The organism is Marinobacter vinifirmus, from assembly GCF_002258215.1.
GTDB lineage: Bacteria > Pseudomonadota > Gammaproteobacteria > Pseudomonadales > Oleiphilaceae > Marinobacter > Marinobacter vinifirmus.
The window spans coordinates 165642-184580 of sequence record NZ_NEFY01000004.1 but is presented as its reverse complement, the minus strand read 5'-3'; the positions used below and the strand labels follow the sequence as shown (position 1 = coordinate 184580).

Genomic DNA, 18939 nt, shown 5'->3' with positions numbered 1-18939 from the left:
GTCGTGAACTACGTCAGGGGCTTTGTGAGCTGTCGAACGCGGGCGTTCAGGTCAGGGCTTCATCACCAGATAGATAGCCCGGCCCTGGCGCACGATGCGTACCGAAACGGCCCGGTTATCCGGCAGGCCCGCGACCACCTTGCGGAACTCGTCAACCGAACGCACCTGCTTGCGGTTGATTTCGGTGATGATATCCCGGGGACGAATTCCGGCCTCGTAGGCTGCGCCCTGACCAACTCCGGACACCAGCACCCCACCGTCGACGCCTGCTGCCCGGGCCATTTCATCATTCAGCGACTCGACCGCCAGCCCCAGGGGGTTGGCGCCGCTGTTCTCGTTGCTGCCCACTTCCGGGCTGGCTGCGGTTTCACCGTCCTCCGGCAAGCGACCGATCTCGACATCCAGGTCCATCTCCCGGCCTTCACGCAACACGGTCAACCGGGCCGACTCGCCCACCGCAGTGCGACCCACCATGGGCGGCAGGTCTGAGGAACGCTGGACAGATTCGCCATTGAACTCGAGGACAATATCGCCAGACTGCAGGCCACCGCTTTCAGCCGGAGAGCCTTCCATCACTTCAGCAATCAGGGCTCCGCGGGGGCGCTTCAGGCCAAAACTCTCGGCCAGGTCCCGGTTTACTTCCTGGATCAACACACCCAGCCAGCCCCGGGCAACACTGCCTTCGTCACGGATCTGGCGGAATACGCTCATGGCATCATCAATGGGAATGGCAAACGACACCCCCATGAAGCCACCGGAGCGGGTGTAAATCTGGGAGTTGATGCCGACAACCTCACCTTCCAGGTTGAACAGCGGCCCGCCAGAGTTCCCGGGGTTGATGGCAACGTCGGTCTGGATAAACGGCACATAGTTTTCCGATGGCAGGGATCGGCCAAGCGCGCTGACAATGCCCGCAGTTACCGTGTAGTCGAACCCGAACGGCGATCCGATGGCAAACACCCACTCACCGACCTTGAGATCCTGAGAACGACCAACGCTGACCACAGGCAGGTCATCACCGTTGTCGATTTTCAGCACCGCCATGTCAGAGCGTGGATCTGTGCCTACGATAACCGCCTTGAACTCCCGGCGATCATTCAGGCGCACGATCACTTCGTCTGCACCCTCCACCACGTGGTTGTTGGTCAACACGTAGCCGTCTTTGGAAACAATGAAGCCGGAGCCCATGGAACGGCTGGGCTGCTGGGAATGGGGAGACCCGCCAAACGGCGACTGGGGGCCACGGAAGAAATCCTGCAGGAACGGGGGCAGCTGCTCGAACTGGCGCTCGTCGAAGGGCATACCCTGGAAGCGGGAGCCGCTGCTTTGCGGATCCGTTGTGGTGCTTATGTTGACCACGGCACTGGAATTTTCCTCCACCAGCTCGGTGAAGTCCGGCAAGCCGCGGGCCGCCAGGCCCTGACTCCAGAAGACCGACACCAGTGCTGACAACATCAGCAGTGCGCCCAGCACCGGCCAGGGCTTCAGGACCGGGGACAACCGGGCAGCTTTTGTGTTTGTTCTCGACATCTACAACCCCCTGTTATGACTGTGATACAGCGTTAATTCTGGGGTCAGGCCTCTGATTTTCAACTTAAAAAACGGTAGGACTCAGAGACAGTTCACCGTTGCGATACGGTTGACCCTCACAAGGCGCGGTTCAAACCGGTCACCGGAGCCGGACTGCCAGTGTCTGACTGCGACAAAGCCCGCAGCCAGGCCCGCCAGCGCGCCGGAAATCGCGACAAGGTCCGTCGCCCCCAGCCACCGATAGGCCCCGATACTGCCCAGCACCATCAGCACAAGGGGCAGCCCGTATACCGCCAGCGAAGCGGTCAGCACCGATTGCTCATCCACTCCGATCACCACTTCATCGCCCACCCGGGCATCCACGGTGTTGGCCACCAGTATCTGGTTTGCACGCCCACCGGATACAGAAGCCAGTGCCCGCTGGCCGCAACCGGAGCGGGCCGAACAACTCTGGCAGGCGCTGTTGCGGATAGTCTGCACCCAGGCCCGGTCGCCCTTAAGGGCAACCACCTTGCCGGTTTCAGTGATCATCGTTCAGACACCAGGCCAAGGGCGCCGTCAATTTTCACACCATCGGCCACCTTTCGGGCCGTGGCTGGCGGGATCTCTCCCACCACCGCGATCAGGAACGCGCGTTCATTTACCGCCACCTCACGCATATATACGGTGGTAGCACCGATTCTGGACGCCCCGGTGGGCATTTTCAGCCGGCCCATGGGTTCAACAAATACCGAAAACGCCGCCAGGCCATCAGAGAAAGCAACTGCCTTGCCCTTGCCGGAACGAGGCGCTGCTGCGGGCTCAAAGCCCTCGGGGCGCCAGTTCAGGGTCCAGCCGTTCATGCGCGCTATCATCGATTGCCGGGGTTGGCCGGCGTCGTCGAGCGTGCGGGTAATTTCCCGGCCCCGGGTCTGCACTTCGAACTCTTCGTCGGGAATATCGCCGGTTATGTCCAGGTTGGTGAACTGGAAATGCTCCAGTACCTCACCATCAGCGTTGCGCACATGGCTTTTCACCAGCAGAGCCGTTTCTTTCTCCAGCCACAGCCGGTGGCTGTAACGATCGCTGTCTCGGGCGGTCAGGGCCACGGTAACCACATCGTATCCCGCCACCCGGTCTTCACCGATCAGCTCCGGCTGATACCATTGCCCGAAGGGCATCAACTGGCTGGTAAAGGCCTCGGCAAACGGGCCGGAAGGAATAACTTCTTCCAGGCTGATCCGGCCACGATCCGGCAACACGCAGACTACATTCATGCCTTTGCGGACAATCTCTCCGCTGCCACCGTCCTGCATCACCAGGCGCTCTTCCACCCGGCCGTTCCGGTAGCGGTGGGCGATGCGCATGGAGTGAACCCGGTCGCCCCGGGCATAAACAAACACACCGCGATAAGACGTCATATTCAGGGCCGGGCCCATGCGCTCCAGCCAGGCCATGGCCAGGTCCGGATCAGCGGGCGACTCGTCGGCCTTTACCGGCTGCATGGCAAAAAGCAATACCAGAACTGTCACCAGCGCAGTACCCACCAACCTGACATTCATGCCAACCGGAACCATCATTGAAACTGCTCCAAACTCAATAACCGCCGCTGGCACTGACCAGGCGTGCATAGCCTACCGAACCGCGCCCGGCGCCCACGCTGTTGTGCTGCGCATGCTCAAGCAGATACTGGCGCATCTGCTGCAGTTGTTCTTCATCCAGGCGCTGCAGGGCCACCTCTTCCACAGCCGATGGTAAGGCAACCGGTGCAACCGCCCCCTGCCCCGCGATGGCTGCGGGAACGTCACCCGGTCGGGAATCCCAGCCGGCACCGGCACCAAAGCCGACCACCAGCGCCATCACTACCATGGCAGCGACCGGCATGTGCCAGCGCCGGCGCGGCGACCGGGCAACCTCACTGGCAGCTACCTCGCGGCGGCTCCGGCCATCAAGCTGCTCACGCACAGCAGAGGCGATATCCAGGCCTTCCGCCGGGCCGTGGTTTTCGTGCATCAGATCCCGGACCTGCTGCCAGCGCTGCCATTGATCCCGGACTTCGTCCTGGTTGGCATGGGACAACAAGCGCCGAACCGACAGTTCATCCGCTTCGTCGTCCATCATCGCTGACAGGGTCTCTCTGAGACGATCATCCATCAGGTGCAACCTCGTTTATATCTCTGAATGATTCAGCAGCGGCGCCAACTGGCGATCCACTGCATCCCGCGCCCTGAATATCCGGGAACGAACGGTTCCTATCGGACACTCCAGAATCCGGGCAATGTCTTCGTAGCTCAGGCCGTCATACTCTCTGAGCAGAAACGCAGACCGAAGTTCCTCCGGCAAACCGGCAATGGCTTCAGTCAGGGCTTTCTGTAATTGCTCCCGCTGCAGCAGCCGCTCTGGCGAGGCGACGTCGCGCAGGCGACTGCCATCATCAAAGTTTTCGGCTTCGGCAGCATCGGCCGAGCCCTGAGGTCTGCGCCCCCGGGCTTCAAGGTAGTTTTTGGCGGTGTTAACAGCGATCCGGTACAACCAGGTATAGAACGCACTGTCGCCCCGGAAACGGTCAATCGCCCGGTAGGCTTTGACAAAGGTTTCCTGGGCCAGATCCATGACTTCCTGGCTGTCGTAGACATAGCGGCTGATAATAGAGGCCACCCGCGACTGGTATTTCACCACCAGCAGGTCGAAGGCCGCACGGTCGCCGTTGCGAACCTTGCGTACCAATTGCAGGTCCGTCTGGCTGTCGGACTGCTCACCGGGATTCCAGTCTTTATCAGGTGTCATGGACGAAACAGCAGTGTGTCCCCTGTTGCTGGCCACTGGCTTTCTGGCCTTGGCAAGATTTGCTTGAGTCATTGGGCATTTTCCTGCGTTCGTTCAGGCCAAATAGACAGCAAGCGCAAAGTTTAGTTCAATACACGTCCACATTATGGCCCGCGACATCGACTCAATGCCACAGTCCTACGAATACGACGTTCTCATTATCGGCAGCGGCGCTGCCGGCCTGGCCGTAGCGCTCAACCTGCCGGAACACCTCAGGGTGTGCGTGGTCAGCAAGGCCGACATCAGTTCGGGCGCCACACTCTGGGCCCAGGGCGGCATTGCGGCGGTGCTCGACGATACCGACTCGGTGGAAAACCACATACAGGACACCCTTAACGCCGGCGGTGGCCTGTGCCACGAAGACGCCGTGCGCTTTACCGTGGAGCACAGCAAGGAAAGCATCGAGTGGCTGATTGAATCCGGTGTGGAGTTCACCCGCCAGGACGATGGCGCGGACTACCACCTGACCCGTGAAGGCGGGCACAGCCACCGGCGCATCATCCATGCCGCCGATGCCACCGGCCATGCGGTATCCACCACCCTGGCCAGCCAGGCTGCGGCGCGCCCGAATATCGACCTGAAATCCGGCCGGGTGGCGGTAGACCTGATCACCAACCGTAAACTGGCCTTGCCGGGCAACCGCTGCGTGGGCGCCTACATCCTGAACCTGGAAGACAACCACGTGGAACTGTTCCGGGCCCGGTTTACCGTGATTGCCACCGGCGGCTCTTCCAAGGCTTACCGGTACACCACCAACCCGGATGGTGCTTCCGGCGATGGTATTGCCATGGCCTGGCGGGCCGGTTGCCGGGTCGCCAACATGGAATTCAACCAGTTCCACCCTACGTGCCTGTACCACCCGCACGCCAAGTCATTCCTGATTACCGAAGCCGTTCGCGGTGAAGGTGGTGTACTGAAGCTGCCAGACGGCAGCCGGTTTATGGACCGTTTCGACAAACGCGCCGAGCTCGCGCCCCGGGACATCGTCGCCCGGGCCATCGACCATGAAATGAAGCGCCTGGGTGCAGACCACCTGTACCTGGACATCAGCCACAAGCCGGCAGACTTCATCAAGCACCACTTCCCGACCATTTACGAGAAGTGCCTGGGCTTTGGCATCGACATCACCAAGGAGCCTATTCCGGTGGTGCCTGCGGCCCACTACACCTGTGGTGGCATTGTCAGCGACGAACGCGCCCGCACCGACATCAACCAGCTGTATGTGGTCGGTGAAGCAGCCTTCACCGGCCTGCACGGCGCCAACCGCATGGCCAGCAACTCCCTGCTGGAATGCCTGGTGTACGGCCGCGCCGCCGCTGCCGATATTACCCGCCGGGAATCGGATATTCCGGCACCACCCGCGGCACCGGACTGGGATGAAAGCCAGGTACGGGATTCCGATGAAGACGTTGTGATCTCCCACAACTGGGACGAACTTCGCCACTTCATGTGGGACTACGTGGGCATTGTGCGCACCACCAAGCGATTACAGCGGGCCAAGCACCGGGTCGACCTGCTGTCCCGGGAAATCGGCGAGTTCTACAGCAATTACCGGGTAACCAATGACCTGATCGAGCTGCGTAACCTGGTTACCGTAGCAGACCTGATCATCTGCTCGGCCCTGCAACGCAAGGAAAGTCGGGGCTTGCACTACACACTGGACTACCCGGGCCTGCTGAACGATCCGCAAGACACGGTCCTGGTACCCACCACCTATCGCACACTGTCTCCCTGACCGGGAGATTCCATTCTGTTTTCAAGGCAATCGACTATGTCTGACACCAACGCATCCAACGACCATACCGACTTTCACCGCCTGTGGTGGCACAGCCGCCGGGGCATGCTCGAGCTGGATGTACTGCTGCTGCCGTTTCTGGAAGAAGCCTACCGGGATCTCGATCCGGAAGACCAGGAGCGCTATCGCAAGCTGCTGAGCTGCGAAGACACCGACATGTTCGAGTGGTTCATGCAGCGCAGCAAGCCGCAGGACCCGGATCTGCAGCGGATCGTGGAGATCATCCTGAACCGTGTCCAGCCGGATTGAACTGAACCTGTCCCCTTCACGGGCGGCCGGCATACTGGCTGCCCTGCCCTGGCTGGTACTGATGGTGTTCAGCCTCGTCGCAGCCCCGGCCAGCAGTCTTTGGCTTCTGTTGCTGCTGGCGCCTGCAGGGATCATGGCTATTCGCCAGTTCCGGTGTTGCGGGCTGTTACAGGGCCCTGACGCCATTGTTGCCCTGCAATCTGACGCCGACACCCTCACCTGCCAGCTGGCAAACGGGGGAACCCGCACTGTAAGAATCTGCGGTTCGAGCAGCCTCGGCGCCTCCTTCCTGGCCTTGAAACTGCGCCCTGCAGACACCACATCCAGAACTATGTTTGTACTGGTTCTCGGTGCCAGCTCCCTGCTTGGCGCCAACGCCCCGGAGACCGATTTTCGCCGGTTACGGATGTGGCTGAGAGCCGGCCGGCCAACAACGGCTTAACGAATTTTCCATCCCATTGCGGAGAGCTTTATGAACAACCGCCCCACCACCGCCAACCAACATGGTTACGCGGTGCTTGAGCACAGGGTCATGGTCCGCATCAGCGGCCCGGGCACCGACAAGTTTGTTCAGGGCCAGTTTTCCCAGCACGTGGACGACGTTACCCCCCAACAATCACGCCGGGCCGCAGCCAGCACGCCAAAAGGCCGCGCCTACTGCCTGACCCGCCTGGTGCGGGACCAGCAGGACCTGCTGATGGACCTGGACCGGGAACTGTCAGACGCCACCCTGGGCCAGCTGAAGAAATATCTGATGCTGTTCCGCGGTACCCGCATGGATGTCGTAGAGCAGGCCCGGATTATCGGCCTGCTGGGCCAGGAGGCCGCCGTAACGGTTGCCGGAGACAACGCCGCCACACTGGGCAGCCCGGGCGATGTAGTGGCCACAGAGAACGGCTACCTGATCCGCATTGAGGACAGCGCCGGGGCTTTGCCCCGATACGAATGGTGGCTACCGGAAGGTTGTGCCGAATTACCCGAAGGGCTTCCCGAGCTGACCATAAACGACTGGAACGCCGCCAGCATCGCCGCCGGCGTGCCCTGGCTGACACCAGCCACCGTGGAAGCCTACGTACCGCAAATGCTGAACCTGCAGCATCTTCAGGGCGTGCATTTCAAGAAAGGCTGCTATACCGGGCAGGAAGTGATCGCCCGCATGCATTTCCTCGGCCAGCTGAAAAAGAGCCTGTACAGACTAGCCTTTACCGGCTGCACCCAGGCGCCTGAAGCTGGCAGCAACCTGCTGGCAGGCGACAAAAAGGCCGGGGATGTGGTCAATGCGGTGATGAGCTCAGACAACGGGGGCGAGCTGCTGGCCGTTCTGCGCCATGATGCGGACAAGTCGGCGCTGAGCCTGGAAGGTAACGACTCGTGCCAATTCGAAGTGCTCGACCTGCCCTACCCGGTACCGGAGCGGGAAGCTGATCCGGCAAGCTGATTATTGCTTGCCGTAACGCTGTAGCAATTCGGCCTTCGGTGGCAGGTTCCAGTCGATCGCAGGCCGGTTCCGGCTGAGCAGCCAGTCATTGGCCCGGGAGAAGTGACTGCAGCCGAAGAAGCCCCGGTAGGCACTCAGGGGCGACGGATGCGGCCCTTCCAGCACCAGGTGACGGTTGCGATCGATATGCCGGCCTTTCTTGCGAGCGTAGCTGCCCCAGAGCAGGAACACCACATCGTCGCGCTCGCGATTGATGGTTTCGATCACCTTATCGGTAAAGGTTTCCCAGCCCTTACCCTGATGGGCGCCAGCATTGCCCTGCTCCACGGTCAGTACCGCATTCAGCAAAAGCACACCCTGCTCAGCCCAGGCTTGCAGGCAGCCGTGATCAGGCCGCGGATGGCCAAGATCCGCTTCAATTTCCTTGAAGATATTCACCAGGGACGGGGGCGGAGGCACATCCGGCCGGACCGAAAAACACAGGCCATGGGCCTGGCCGGGGCCGTGGTAGGGATCCTGCCCCAGAATCACCACACTCACCATATCCAGTGGCGTGCTGTTCAGGGCGTTGAAACACAGGTGTCTTGGAGGAAACAGCACCTTTCCGGCCTGTTCCTCGGCGGCCAGGAACTCGGCCAGTTGCCGCATGTAAGGCTGACGGAACTCGTCCGCCAGCCACTCATCCCAGCCGCGACCGGGCTTCAGTTGCTGAGCCAGCGCCTCGGCAGGGTGCATCGCTTTACTCGCCTTCCGGCTTCTGCTCGGCCTTGTGCTCCGGGCGCATGGCCGGGAACAGGATAACGTCGCGGATGGACGGCGAATCGGTCAGCAGCATGGCCAGGCGGTCGATACCGATGCCTTCACCGGCGGTCGGCGGCAGGCCGTATTCCAGCGCCATCACGTAGTCGTCGTCGTAGAACATGGCTTCGTCGTCGCCGGCGTCTTTCTCCGCCACCTGGGCCTGGAAACGCTCAGCCTGGTCTTCGGCATCGTTCAGCTCGGAGAAGCCGTTGGCAATCTCGCGGCCGCCCACGAAGAACTCGAAACGCTCGGTCACGAACGGGTCGCTGTCCTTGCAACGTGCCAGGGGCGACACTTCTTTCGGGTACTCGGTGATGAACGTCGGCTGCATCAGGCGATGCTCGGCGGTGGCCTCGAAGATTTCGATCTGCACCTTGCCCAGGCCCCAGATATCTTTCACGTGGATACCCAGGTTCTTCGCCACTTCGCGGGCCTGGGCGTCGTCTGCCAGCTGCTCGCGGGTGATGTCCGGGTTGTAGCGCAGGATGGCGTCTACCACGGTCAGGCGCTCGAACGGCTTGCCGAAATCGTATTCGATGGTTTCTTCGCTGCCATCTTTCAGTACCCGGGTGTTCACCACGGTGGTGGTGCCCAGCACTTTCTGCGCGATGGTGCGCAGCATGTCTTCGGTCAGGTCCATCAGGTCGTTGTAATCGGCGTAGGCCTGATAGAACTCGACCATGGTGAACTCGGGGTTGTGCCGGGTCGACAGCCCTTCGTTACGGAAGTTACGGTTGATCTCGAACACCCGCTCGAAACCGCCCACGACCAGGCGCTTGAGGAACAGCTCAGGGGCAATCCGCAGGTACATGTCGATACCCAGGGCGTTGTGATGGGTCACAAACGGACGGGCCGTGGCGCCACCGGGGATCACCTGCAGCATGGGGGTTTCCACCTCCATGAAGTCACGGTCGGTGAAGTACTGGCGCATGGTGTTGATGATCTTCGACCGGGCATGGAACACGCGGCGGCTGTCTTCGTTCACCATCAGGTCCACATACCGGTGACGGTAGCGGGCTTCGGTGTCGGTCAGGCCCTTGTGCTTCTCCGGTAGCGGGCGCAGAGACTTGGTGAGCAGCACGTAGTCTTCCATGGTGACGTACAGGTCGCCCTTGCCAGACTTCGACAGGGTACCGCGCACGCCCACGATGTCGCCCATATCCCAGTGCTTGGTGTCTTTCTGGACATCCTTGGAGGCATAGATCTGGATGCGGCCGGTCATGTCCTGAACCACCTTGAACGCCTTGCGGTCGAGCATCATGCGGCCGGCAATGGCCACCTTGATGCCCAGGGACTCCAGCTCTTCCTTGGATTTGTCACCGTATTTTTCCTGCAGTTCGGCAGCGGTGGCATCGCGACGGAAGTCGTTCGGGAACGGATTGCCCTGCTCACGCATGTTTGCCAGTTTGGCGCGGCGCTCGGCAATCAGCTTGTTGTCCTCGGGCTGTGCAGCGTTCTGGGTGTGTTCAGTCATTTTGGCTCACTAAGAAGTCGGGATTGTCCGGGTGTGGGTGAATGGCGCTGATTACAGCGCCATCTTCAGACTGGCTTCAATAAACTTGTCGATGTCACCATCCAACACCGACTGGGTGTTGCTGGTTTCCACCTTGGTGCGCAGGTCCTTGATACGGCTGTCATCCAGCACGTAAGAGCGGATCTGGCTACCCCAGCCGATGTCAGACTTGGAGTCTTCGGCTTTCTGTTTCTCTTCGTTGCGCTTCTGCATTTCCAGCTCAAAGAGCTTGGCCTTGAGCTGCTTCATGGCCTGGTCTTTGTTCTGGTGCTGGCTTCGGCCGGCCTGGCAGGCCACCACAATCCCGGTCGGGTTGTGGGTCAGTCGCACCGCGGATTCGGTCCGGTTAACGTGCTGACCACCGGCACCGGAGGCACGGTAAACGTCCACCCGCAGATCCGCCGGGTTGATCTCGATTTCGAAGCTGTCGTCCACTTCCGGCGATACAAATACCGAAGAGAAAGAGGTGTGGCGACGGTTGCCGGAATCAAACGGGGATTTACGCACCAGGCGGTGTACGCCGGTTTCAGTGCGCAACCAACCGTAGGCGTAGTCGCCCTGGATGTGAATGGTGGCACTCTTGATGCCCGCCACTTCACCTTCCTGCAGTTCAACGATCTCGGATTTAAAGCCACGACGCTCGGCCCAGCGCAGGTACATGCGCAGCAGCATATTGCCCCAGTCCTGGGCTTCGGTGCCGCCGGAGCCGGCCTGGATGTCCAGGTAGGCGTTGTTGGCGTCCATTTCGCCGGAGAACATGCGGCGGAATTCGAGCTTCTCGAGTTCTTTATCGAGGCCTTCGAGATCGGCTTCGATTTCCTGGACGGTACCTTCGTCATCCTCTTCCACGGCCATATCCAGCAGGCTTTCGGCGTCCGCCAGGCCGTTGGTGAGGTTGTCGATGGTTTTGACGATCAGTTCAAGGTCTGAGCGCTCTTTGCCCAGAGCCTGGGCCCGCTCGGGATCGTCCCAGACGGTGGGTTGTTCGAGTTCGCGCTCGACTTCGGTCAGGCGTTCACTGCGCTGATCGTAGTCAAAGATACCCCCTCAGCGCTTCAGTGCGCTCGCGAAGCTCTTTGATCTTCGTCACTATGGGATTAATTTCCATGAAACCTTGTCTCGCTTTGGAAAATGGTGCGATAAAAACAGAGGGCGGATTCTACCGGAATTTGCGGGTTAAATCAGCAAGCCGAATCACTACAAAGGCTCCAGATAATCCACCAAAAGCTGCAAATTAGTCCGCCCCCGAAACGTATTAGCATCCGGCTTATAAACCACCCGCGCGCCACTCCGGGTAAAGTCCGGCACTTCCGGCCCGGTGTTGAAGGCAATGCCGTCGATAATACCCCCACCCTCAACCGGCTGCAGCACCAGTTTCAGGTGGTTCTCGCCGACAATGCGCTGGCTTACCACGCGGAATTCGCCGTCAAATACCGGCTCCGGAAAATGCTGGCCCCAGGGGCCGGCGCGCTTGAGCAGGTAGGCGGTGTCCAGGTTCAGTTCGTCCGGGGCCAGGGGGCCATCGGTGGTGATGGCCGCTTCCAGGTCTTCCGGTTTCAGGGTATCGCGCACGGCCTGGTCGAAGGCGTTGCTGAACCGTTCAAGGTCGTCCCGGGCGATGGTCATGCCGGCGGCCATGGCGTGGCCGCCGTATTTTTTCATCAGGCCCGGGTTCTTTGCGTCGACCACGGCCAAGGCATCACGGATATGCAAACCCGGTATGGAGCGGGCGGAGCCTTTGAGGTGTTCGCCGTCGTCGTCGGGCGCGAAGGCAATGGTGGGGCGATGGGTCTGCTCGCGGATGCGGGCGGCCAGGATGCCGATCACGCCCTGATGCCAGTCCTGGTCGAACAGGGCCAGGCCCCAGGGCAGGCCTTCGATGTCGAGGGACATGGAGGCCAGCAGGTCCTGGGCCTGGGCTTTCATGTCTTTTTCGATGCTGCGGCGTTCACGGTTGAAGTTGTCCAGTTCCCGGGCCAGGCGCAGGGCTTCGTCGCGGCTGTCGGCGAGCAGGCAGGCGATGCCGATGCTCATGTCGTCCAGCCGGCCGGCGGCGTTCAGGCGCGGGCCAACCACAAAGCCGAGATCGGTAGCGCTGATTTCGGTGTAGTCGCGGCCCGCGACTTCCAGCAGGGCAAGGATACCCGGCCGGGCTTCGCCCTTTCGGATGCGGCGGATGCCCTGCTCCACGAAGATACGGTTGTTGTGGTCCAGCGGCACGACGTCCGCCACGGTTCCCAGTGCCACCAGGTCCAGCAGGCTGCCCAGGTTGGGCTCCGGGTCCGGCAACAGGTTGTTGTCTCGCAGGTGTTTGCGCAGGGCTGTCAGCACATAGAACATCACACCCACGCCGGCGGCATTCTTGCTCAGAAAAGGGCAGCCGGGCTGGTTGGGGTTCACGATGGCGTCGGCATCCGGCAGTTCGTCACCGGCCAGGTGGTGGTCGGTGATGACAACCTTGATGCCCAGCTCCCGGGCCGCTCGCACACCTTCGATGGCGGAGATGCCGTTATCCACGGTCACCAGCAAGTCGGGCAAATCGCCTTCTTCCTGCAACCGGTGGATGATGCCCGGCGTCAGGCCGTAACCGTCGGAGAAGCGGCTCGGCACCCGGAAGTCGATGGCTGCCACGCCCAGCATGGACAGGCCGAGCATGGCCACCGAGGTACTGGTGGCGCCATCGGCATCGAAGTCCCCCAGCACCATCACCCGCTGTTTTTGCACAATGGCCTCGGCCAGCAGTTCAACCGCGCGATCAATGCCGCGAAGCTGCATCGGTGAAGCCAGGTGTTTCAGGGTGTACTGGAGCTGGTCGTCGGAGTGCACACCGCGGGCGGCGTACAGGCGGCGAAGGATGGGGGGCAGGTTTTGCCCCCAGCCCGCCACATCGGACGGCTGGGGGCGACGCAGGATCTTTTTAGGAGTCATGCCGGATCAGGCGTTTTTCCAATGCTTGGCGATAAAGCCCTGCACCTCGGACACATTGTTGTCCAGAACGGTATAACGCTCTTCCCGCTCGAACAGGTCGGCCATGTGGGCCGGCAGCTGGGGCTTCACGCTCAGGCCGGATTCAGAAATGGCGTCCGGGAACTTGGCCGGGTGCGCGGTACCCAGGGTGATCATGGGCACGGCACTGTCACGACGGCAGTTGCGGGCGGCACGTACGCCAATGGCGGTGTGCGGGTCCAGCATGTATTCGTTCTGCTCGTAAATTTCCCGGATGGTATCGCAGGTGGTCTTGTCGTCCACCGCATCGCTGTCGAACAGCTTGCGGGCGTGCTTCCAGCGATAGTCTTCGATGCTGACCGGGCCCTTGGCGGCACGCTCCAGCAGGTCTTTCACGGCAGCGCCATCACGACCGTGCAGGTCAAACAACAGGCGTTCGAAGTTGCTGGACACCATGATATCCATGCTCGGCGACAGGGTATGCTCCAGCTGGTGCTGCTCATACTTGTTGCCGCTCATGAAGCGATGCAGGATGTCGTTGCGGTTGGTGGCAATCACCAGCTGGCTGATGGGCAGGCCCATTTTTTTGGCCAGGTAGCCCGCAAAGATATCGCCGAAGTTACCGGTGGGCACCGAGAACGCCATGCTGCGGTCCGGGCCACCCAGGGCCAGGGATGCCTGGAAGTAGTACACGATCTGGGCCATGATCCGCGCCCAGTTGATGGAGTTCACCGCCGCCAGCTGGGTTTTGCCGCCCAGGAAGGACTGGTTGCCGAAGCTCTCCTTCACCATGCGCTGGCAGTCGTCGAAGTTACCTTTGACTGCGATGTTGTGGATGTTATCACCCTGCACCGTGGTCATCTGGCGGCGCTGTACCTCAGACACCCGCTGGTGCGGATGCAGGATAAAGATATCCACGTGCTCGCAGCGACGGCAGCCTTCAATAGCGGCCGAGCCGGTATCACCGGAGGTAGCCCCCATGATCACCACGTGCTGGTTACGCTTCTCCAGAACATAGTCGAGCAGGCGACCCAGCAGCTGCAGGGCGAAGTCCTTGAACGCCAGCGTGGGGCCACGGAACAGTTCCATCACCCACTCGTTGGTATCCAGCTGAACCAGCGGCGCGACGGCCTGGTGCGTGAACACGCTGTAGGTTTCGTCCAGCATCTTGCGGAAGTCATCGGCCGGAATGGCATCTTCCACGAACGGATACATGACATTGTAGGCCAGCTCGGCATACGGCAGGCCACGCCAGCTTCGGATCTCTTCCAGGCTGAAGTGCGGAAGGGATTCCGGCACATACAGGCCGCCATCGGTGGCCAGTCCGGTCAGAAGAACGTCTTCAAAGCCCAGAGCGGGAGCTTCACCCCGTGTACTGATGTATCTCACGTGCGTACCTGTCAGTTAAAGTTTTCAGCGCGGATGCGGACAACCTTGCCGTCAACGTCGGCCAGGGCTTCCATTTCCTCGATGGCCAGGTTCATCTGGCGCTCCTGAACCGTGTGGGTCAGGATGATGACCGGAATACGGCCATCCTTGAATTCGGACTCTTTCTGCATGATGGATTCGATGTTGATGCCATGCTCACTCAGAATCGAAGCCACCTTGGCCAGCACGCCCGGGTGGTCAAAGGCCTGGATGCGCAAGTAGTAGGCAGACTGGACATCTTCCATCGGCAATACCGGCAGGTCTTCCAATGCATCCGGGCTGAAGCCCAGATAAGGCACCCGCTGCTGGCTGTTGCTGGCTACCGCACGGGCAACGTCGACCACATCGGCAATCACCGCAGAGGCCGTGGCTTCGTCTCCGGCACCGGGACCGTAATACATGGTCTGGCCGACTGCATCGCCATCCACCAGAACAGCGTTCAGAACACCGTCTACCTGGGCAATCAGGTGGCTCTTGGGCACCAGGGTCGGATGCACACGCAGCTCGATGCCGTCTTCACGGCGGCGGGCAATACCCAGGTGCTTTACCCGGTAACCCAGCAGTTCAGCGTGGGCAATATCGTTCGGGGTCAGCGCAGAAATGCCTTCGGTGAAAGCCTTGTCGAATTGCAGGGGCGCACCAAAACCGGACGCGGCCAGGATGGTCAGTTTGTGGGCGGCGTCGATGCCTTCCACATCAAAGGTCGGATCAGCTTCCGCGTAACCCAGCGCCTGCGCTTCTTTCAGCACCTCTTCAAAGGGCCGTCCGGCACGCATTTCGGTCAGGATGTAGTTACCGGTGCCATTGATAATGCCGGCAATGGTGTCGATGCGGTTGGCCGCCAGGCCTTCGCGCACGGCCTTGATGACAGGAATACCGCCGGCCACGCCAGCTTCGTAGGCAACAACCACACCGGCCTTTTCGGCGGCTTCGAAAATCTCGTTGCCATGAACGGCAATCAGCGCCTTGTTGGCGGTTACTACATGCTTGCCGTTGGCAATAGCGGCCAGTACCAGCTCCTTTGCGGCGTCATAGCCGCCAATCAGCTCAACCACAATATCAACGGCGGGATCATTCACCACATCAAAAATGTCGGTACTGAAGGGCACATCGCCCAGCGCCAAGTCATCCCGGCTGCGGCGACTGGCTACCCGGACAACACGGATGTTGCAGCCTGCACGGCCGGCAATAATCGCTGCATTGCGTTTCAGGACATTGAATGTACCGCCGCCAACGGTTCCCAATCCGCAGATTCCGACATTTACGTCTTTCAAGCTCTCACCTCTGATCCCGATGCGGGGTGCTGATGGATTGCAATAAGGCCGGATAGTATACCGGTTCAGGGCCCGCTGAATAAGCCCTGAATCGGTCACAAGTCACACAGGAAGTCCGGAGCCGCGCTGCGGCTCCGATAACGGGTCAGAGCAGACCCAGACCTTCGGCCAGGTTCCTGGCCGGCACATAGCCGCGAACCATGTTGCCATCTTCCAGCAGAATTGCCGGGGTACCGGTTACACCGACCTGGCCACCCAGGCGGTACTGGTCTGCAACAGGGTTGTCACAGCTCTGCTGAGGTACGTTTTTGCCACCCTTGGCAGCATCCATGGCCGCCTGCTGGTCGTCCGAACACCATACCGACTCATATTTCCGGAATGACGCTGTGCCGGGGCCGGAACGAGGGAAGGCGTAATAGTTGACGGTAATGCCATAGCTGTTGAGCTGGGGAATTTCATCATGCAGCTTGCGACAGTAGGGGCAGTCGATATCGGTAAAGACATCGATAACCGCTTTTTCTTCGCCGTCGGCAGGGTAAGAGATCAGCCCTTCCTTACCGAAGGCTGCCATTTGCTGCTTACGGCTGGTGGCCCGGGACTCTTCGGTCACGTTGGCAATACCGGTGTCGGTAATCTTGAGCAGGTCGCCGGTGAACAGGTAGGCGCCATCGACCGTCGTATAAATGGTGTCGCCGTTACTGCTCTGCACTTCGTACAGGCCTTCCGCTTCAGATTTCTGCACGGAACTGATCTTCAACCCCGGCACCGCATCAGTCAGCCGCTTGGCGATGGCGTCTTCGGCTTCACCGGCCAACACGGCGGGCACTGCCACCAAGGACATCATCAGGCCGGTTACCGCGGCCGCAATTTTAAGATTCATGGATCAGAAACTACCTTTTCCGGTTAATAGATTCAGGCATTTTGCTTGCCCGGGGCCTTCATACGCAACTGCCGGCATCATTCCCGCACCTTGCGACAGGGCGCCCCGGCAAAAGTTCACCCCGAGATCAGTCACCACCACGGGGATGATGGGCCTGGTGCAAATCCTGCAGACGTTGACGGGCCACATGGGTATAGATCTGGGTGGTCGAAAGGTCAGAATGCCCGAGCAACATCTGCACTACCCGTAAATCTGCACCATGGTTGAGCAAATGGGTCGCAAAGGCGTGGCGCAGAGTGTGGGGTGAAAGGTGCTTGCGGATACCGGCACGCACCGCGTAGTGCTTGATCCGGTACCAGAAGGTCTGGCGGGTCATGGCACTGGCCCGGTTACCGGGGAACAAGGCATCACTGCTCTTACCCTTGAGCAATTCCGGCCGGGCTTCCTTCATATAGCTCAGCAGCCAGTCGATAGCCTCTTCCCCCAGGGGCACCAACCGGTCTTTCCCGCCCTTACCGCTGATACGCACCACACCCTGGCGCAGGTTCACGCGGTCTACGGTCAGCCCGGTGAGCTCGGACACCCGCAAACCACAGCCGTACAGAATTTCGAGCATGGCCCGGTCCCGCAACTCCAGCGGTATTTCCGGATCCGGCTCAGTCAGCAGCGCCTCGACATCGGCTTCAGTAAGGGTATCCGGCAAACGCCGGGGCAACTTCGGGCTGTCGATTCGCAAGGTAGGATCTTCGGCGATGAGACCTTCTCGCAGTAAATACCGGTAAAAACGCCGGATACCGGAAAGCCGCCGGGCTGCCGTACTGGTTTTCAGGCCCTCCGCCAGCCCACGGGACATCCAGGCCAGAAGATCGGTCCTTTTAGCGGACCGCAAGCTGGGCGCTCCGGGCTGTTGCTCCAGCCATCCGGAAAGACGGGCCAGGTCACTGGCATAGGCCTGGCGGGTTTTCTCACCCAGGCCATCCTCGAGCCATATGGCATCCGAGAATTGGCTGATCAGCTGCTCGTCATCCGGCCGCGGCAAGGTATTACCTCATTAATGTCTGTCTGGGCAGCATTAAAGCATAAAAAAAGCAGCCCCTTGAGGCTGCTTTTTTTCAAACTGGCTGGCCGGAAGGCCAAACTCAGCCAAGCTTTTCCTTGATACGAGCTGCCTTACCAGACAGGTCGCGCAAGTAGTACAGCTTGGCCTGACGCACGTCACCACGACGCTTCACGCTTACGCTGTCGATCAGCTTGGAGAAAGTCTGGAAAGTACGCTCAACACCCACGCCGTAAGAGATCTTACGAACAGTGAAGGAAGAGTTCATGCCACGGTTGCGCTTGCCGATAACAACGCCTTCGAACGCCTGCAGACGCTCACGGTTACCTTCAGTTACGCGAACCTGTACAACCACGGTGTCACCCGGCGCGAACGCAGGGATTTCCTTGGTCATCTGTTCTGCTTCAAGTTGACTGATGATGTTGTTCTTGCCGCTCATCGTAATGCTCCTGATACCCAATCTTTCAATGCCCTGATGATTCAGAGGCACCCGGTTCGTTCAAAATTTCATCCAGAAGCTGACGCTCTTCTTCCGTAAGCACCCGCTGTTCCAGCAGGTCGGGGCGTCGCTCCCGGGTTCGCCTCAACGATTCTTTCAATCGCCAACGCCGGATCTGTTCATGGTGACCGCCCAAAAGAACTTCCGGCACCGCCTGACCTTCGTATACCTCGGGCCGGGTGTAGTGCGGACAATCCAGCAAACTGTCAGCAAAGGAGTCCTGCTCTGCTGACTGCGCATGACCCAGCGCTCCGGGGATGAGGCGTGTTACCGCATCAATCACAGCCATCGCCGCCAGTTCGCCACCTGAAAGCACAAAATCACCCAGGGACACTTCCCGGTCGACTTCCGCCGATATCAGGCGTTCATCAACGCCCTCGTAACGACCGGCAACGAGAATCAGCTGTTGTTCGGCAGCGAGAGACTCCACTACCGACTGATCCAGCCTTTCACCCTGGGGCGAAAGATAGACCACACAGGCCTTGCCGGGTGCCGATGTCCGGGCCGCATGGATAGCATCCCGCAGGGGCTGGATTTTCATCAGCATCCCGGGGCCGCCGCCATAAGGCCGGTCATCCACAGTACGGTGACGATCATGCGTGAAGTCCCGGGGGTTCCAGCTGTTAAAGGTCAGAAGACCTTCACGAACTGCCCTGCCGGTAATCCCGTAATCTGTCACCGCAGAAAACATGTCGGGAAACAGACTGACTGCGCCAATCCACAC

General features: G+C 60.3%; 19 protein-coding genes. 4 read left to right on the top strand and 15 right to left on the bottom strand.

Annotation, left to right across the window (positions count from 1 at the left end; translation table 11 throughout):
• Window positions 1-51: 51 nt before the first annotated feature.
• The 5 genes from B9Q17_RS07110 to rpoE form a co-directional block, all read right to left on the bottom strand.
• The gene (locus B9Q17_RS07110) at window positions 52-1455 is read right to left on the bottom strand and encodes a DegQ family serine endoprotease (RefSeq protein WP_244177339.1); all 1404 of its coding nucleotides are present in this window, start codon (window positions 1453-1455) and stop codon (window positions 52-54) included.
• A 156-nt stretch (window positions 1456-1611) separates the two neighbouring features.
• Window positions 1612-2061, bottom strand: a complete 450-nt coding sequence (locus B9Q17_RS07105) for a SoxR reducing system RseC family protein (RefSeq protein ID WP_094624676.1) — start codon at window positions 2059-2061, stop codon at window positions 1612-1614.
• Complete coding sequence (locus B9Q17_RS07100; protein ID WP_425268611.1) at window positions 2058-3089, bottom strand: MucB/RseB family sigma factor regulatory protein; 1032 nt, start codon at window positions 3087-3089, stop codon at window positions 2058-2060. The genes B9Q17_RS07105 and B9Q17_RS07100 overlap by 4 nt, the downstream gene beginning before the upstream one ends.
• Before the next feature lie 16 nt (window positions 3090-3105).
• Window positions 3106-3663: a sigma-E factor negative regulatory protein gene (locus tag B9Q17_RS07095; RefSeq protein WP_058340452.1), complete on the bottom strand. Its 558-nt coding sequence runs from the start codon at window positions 3661-3663 to the stop codon at window positions 3106-3108.
• Window positions 3664-3678: 15 nt separating this feature from the next.
• Window positions 3679-4368: an RNA polymerase sigma factor RpoE gene (rpoE, locus tag B9Q17_RS07090; protein WP_036219391.1), complete on the bottom strand. Its 690-nt coding sequence runs from the start codon at window positions 4366-4368 to the stop codon at window positions 3679-3681.
• Window positions 4369-4462: 94 nt separating this feature from the next.
• On the opposite strand from rpoE, the gene nadB reads away from it, so the two are divergent.
• From nadB to ygfZ, 4 genes are read left to right on the top strand one after another with little or no spacing between them, the layout of a single operon-like run.
• Complete coding sequence (nadB, locus tag B9Q17_RS07085; protein ID WP_208618763.1) at window positions 4463-6070, top strand: L-aspartate oxidase; 1608 nt, start codon at window positions 4463-4465, stop codon at window positions 6068-6070.
• 36 nt (window positions 6071-6106) lie between these two features.
• On the top strand, window positions 6107-6379 hold the full coding sequence (locus B9Q17_RS07080) for an FAD assembly factor SdhE (protein WP_058340296.1): 273 nt from the start codon (window positions 6107-6109) through the stop codon (window positions 6377-6379).
• The gene (locus B9Q17_RS07075) at window positions 6363-6821 is read left to right on the top strand and encodes a hypothetical protein (protein WP_094624674.1); all 459 of its coding nucleotides are present in this window, start codon (window positions 6363-6365) and stop codon (window positions 6819-6821) included. Before B9Q17_RS07080 ends, B9Q17_RS07075 begins: the two co-directional genes overlap by 17 nt.
• 30 nt (window positions 6822-6851) lie before the next feature.
• Window positions 6852-7817 carry a CAF17-like 4Fe-4S cluster assembly/insertion protein YgfZ gene (gene ygfZ / locus B9Q17_RS07070; protein WP_094624673.1) on the top strand — a complete coding sequence of 322 codons (966 nt, stop codon included), beginning with the start codon at window positions 6852-6854 and terminating at the stop codon, window positions 7815-7817.
• Here ygfZ and ung read toward each other — a convergent pair whose 3' ends face one another.
• The 10 genes from ung to trmD all read right to left on the bottom strand — a co-directional run bounded on the left by ung (window position 7818) and on the right by trmD (window position 18939).
• Window positions 7818-8552 (bottom strand): uracil-DNA glycosylase, encoded by a 735-nt coding sequence (gene ung / locus B9Q17_RS07065; RefSeq protein ID WP_094624672.1) that lies wholly within the window; start codon window positions 8550-8552, stop codon window positions 7818-7820.
• Between the two features lie 4 nt (window positions 8553-8556).
• Window positions 8557-10092 (bottom strand): lysine--tRNA ligase, encoded by a 1536-nt coding sequence (gene lysS / locus B9Q17_RS07060; protein WP_094624671.1) that lies wholly within the window; start codon window positions 10090-10092, stop codon window positions 8557-8559.
• A 51-nt stretch (window positions 10093-10143) separates the two neighbouring features.
• Window positions 10144-11239 (bottom strand): peptide chain release factor 2 gene (gene prfB / locus B9Q17_RS07055; protein WP_154707616.1). Its coding sequence is split into 2 segments (ribosomal slippage): window positions 10144-11166 and window positions 11168-11239, totalling 1095 coding nucleotides; the frame shifts between segments, so codons are not numbered across the junction.
• A gap of 89 nt (window positions 11240-11328) precedes the next feature.
• Window positions 11329-13059: a single-stranded-DNA-specific exonuclease RecJ gene (gene recJ / locus B9Q17_RS07050; protein ID WP_094624669.1), complete on the bottom strand. Its 1731-nt coding sequence runs from the start codon at window positions 13057-13059 to the stop codon at window positions 11329-11331.
• A gap of 6 nt (window positions 13060-13065) precedes the next feature.
• Window positions 13066-14466 carry a threonine synthase gene (thrC, locus tag B9Q17_RS07045; RefSeq protein ID WP_094624668.1) on the bottom strand — a complete coding sequence of 467 codons (1401 nt, stop codon included), beginning with the start codon at window positions 14464-14466 and terminating at the stop codon, window positions 13066-13068.
• Between the two features lie 11 nt (window positions 14467-14477).
• Complete coding sequence (locus B9Q17_RS07040; RefSeq protein WP_022988896.1) at window positions 14478-15779, bottom strand: homoserine dehydrogenase; 1302 nt, start codon at window positions 15777-15779, stop codon at window positions 14478-14480.
• 145 nt (window positions 15780-15924) lie between these two features.
• A complete protein-coding gene (locus tag B9Q17_RS07035; RefSeq protein ID WP_094624667.1) occupies window positions 15925-16659 on the bottom strand; it encodes a DsbC family protein in 735 nt (244 codons plus the stop codon).
• Between the two features lie 127 nt (window positions 16660-16786).
• On the bottom strand, window positions 16787-17698 hold the full coding sequence (gene xerD, locus B9Q17_RS07030; RefSeq protein ID WP_022988898.1) for a site-specific tyrosine recombinase XerD: 912 nt from the start codon (window positions 17696-17698) through the stop codon (window positions 16787-16789).
• Between the two features lie 100 nt (window positions 17699-17798).
• Window positions 17799-18155: a 50S ribosomal protein L19 gene (gene rplS, locus B9Q17_RS07025; RefSeq protein ID WP_072677905.1), complete on the bottom strand. Its 357-nt coding sequence runs from the start codon at window positions 18153-18155 to the stop codon at window positions 17799-17801.
• Window positions 18156-18180: 25 nt separating this feature from the next.
• The gene (gene trmD / locus B9Q17_RS07020) at window positions 18181-18939 is read right to left on the bottom strand and encodes a tRNA (guanosine(37)-N1)-methyltransferase TrmD (RefSeq protein WP_094624666.1); all 759 of its coding nucleotides are present in this window, start codon (window positions 18937-18939) and stop codon (window positions 18181-18183) included.

What these genes read in the sequence shown, in the direction of transcription:
- B9Q17_RS07110 (WP_244177339.1), bottom strand. Translation starts at nt 1,455, where the DNA reads ATGTTGTCAGCACTGGTGTCGGTCTTCTGGAGTCAGGGCCTGGCGGCC.
- B9Q17_RS07105 (WP_094624676.1), bottom strand. Translation starts at nt 2,061, where the DNA reads ATGATCACTGAAACCGGCAAGGTGGTTGCCCTTAAGGGCGACCGGGCC.
- B9Q17_RS07100 (WP_425268611.1), bottom strand. Translation starts at nt 3,089, where the DNA reads ATGATGGTTCCGGTTGGCATGAATGTCAGGTTGGTGGGTACTGCGCTG.
- B9Q17_RS07095 (WP_058340452.1), bottom strand. Translation starts at nt 3,663, where the DNA reads ATGGATGATCGTCTCAGAGAGACCCTGTCAGCGATGATGGACGACGAA.
- rpoE (WP_036219391.1), bottom strand. Translation starts at nt 4,368, where the DNA reads ATGACTCAAGCAAATCTTGCCAAGGCCAGAAAGCCAGTGGCCAGCAAC.
- nadB (WP_208618763.1), top strand. Translation starts at nt 4,463, where the DNA reads ATGCCACAGTCCTACGAATACGACGTTCTCATTATCGGCAGCGGCGCT.
- B9Q17_RS07080 (WP_058340296.1), top strand. Translation starts at nt 6,107, where the DNA reads ATGTCTGACACCAACGCATCCAACGACCATACCGACTTTCACCGCCTG.
- ygfZ (WP_094624673.1), top strand. Translation starts at nt 6,852, where the DNA reads ATGAACAACCGCCCCACCACCGCCAACCAACATGGTTACGCGGTGCTT.
- ung (WP_094624672.1), bottom strand. Translation starts at nt 8,552, where the DNA reads ATGCACCCTGCCGAGGCGCTGGCTCAGCAACTGAAGCCCGGTCGCGGC.
- lysS (WP_094624671.1), bottom strand. Translation starts at nt 10,092, where the DNA reads ATGACTGAACACACCCAGAACGCTGCACAGCCCGAGGACAACAAGCTG.
- recJ (WP_094624669.1), bottom strand. Translation starts at nt 13,059, where the DNA reads ATGACTCCTAAAAAGATCCTGCGTCGCCCCCAGCCGTCCGATGTGGCG.
- B9Q17_RS07035 (WP_094624667.1), bottom strand. Translation starts at nt 16,659, where the DNA reads ATGAATCTTAAAATTGCGGCCGCGGTAACCGGCCTGATGATGTCCTTG.
- rplS (WP_072677905.1), bottom strand. Translation starts at nt 18,155, where the DNA reads ATGAGCGGCAAGAACAACATCATCAGTCAACTTGAAGCAGAACAGATG.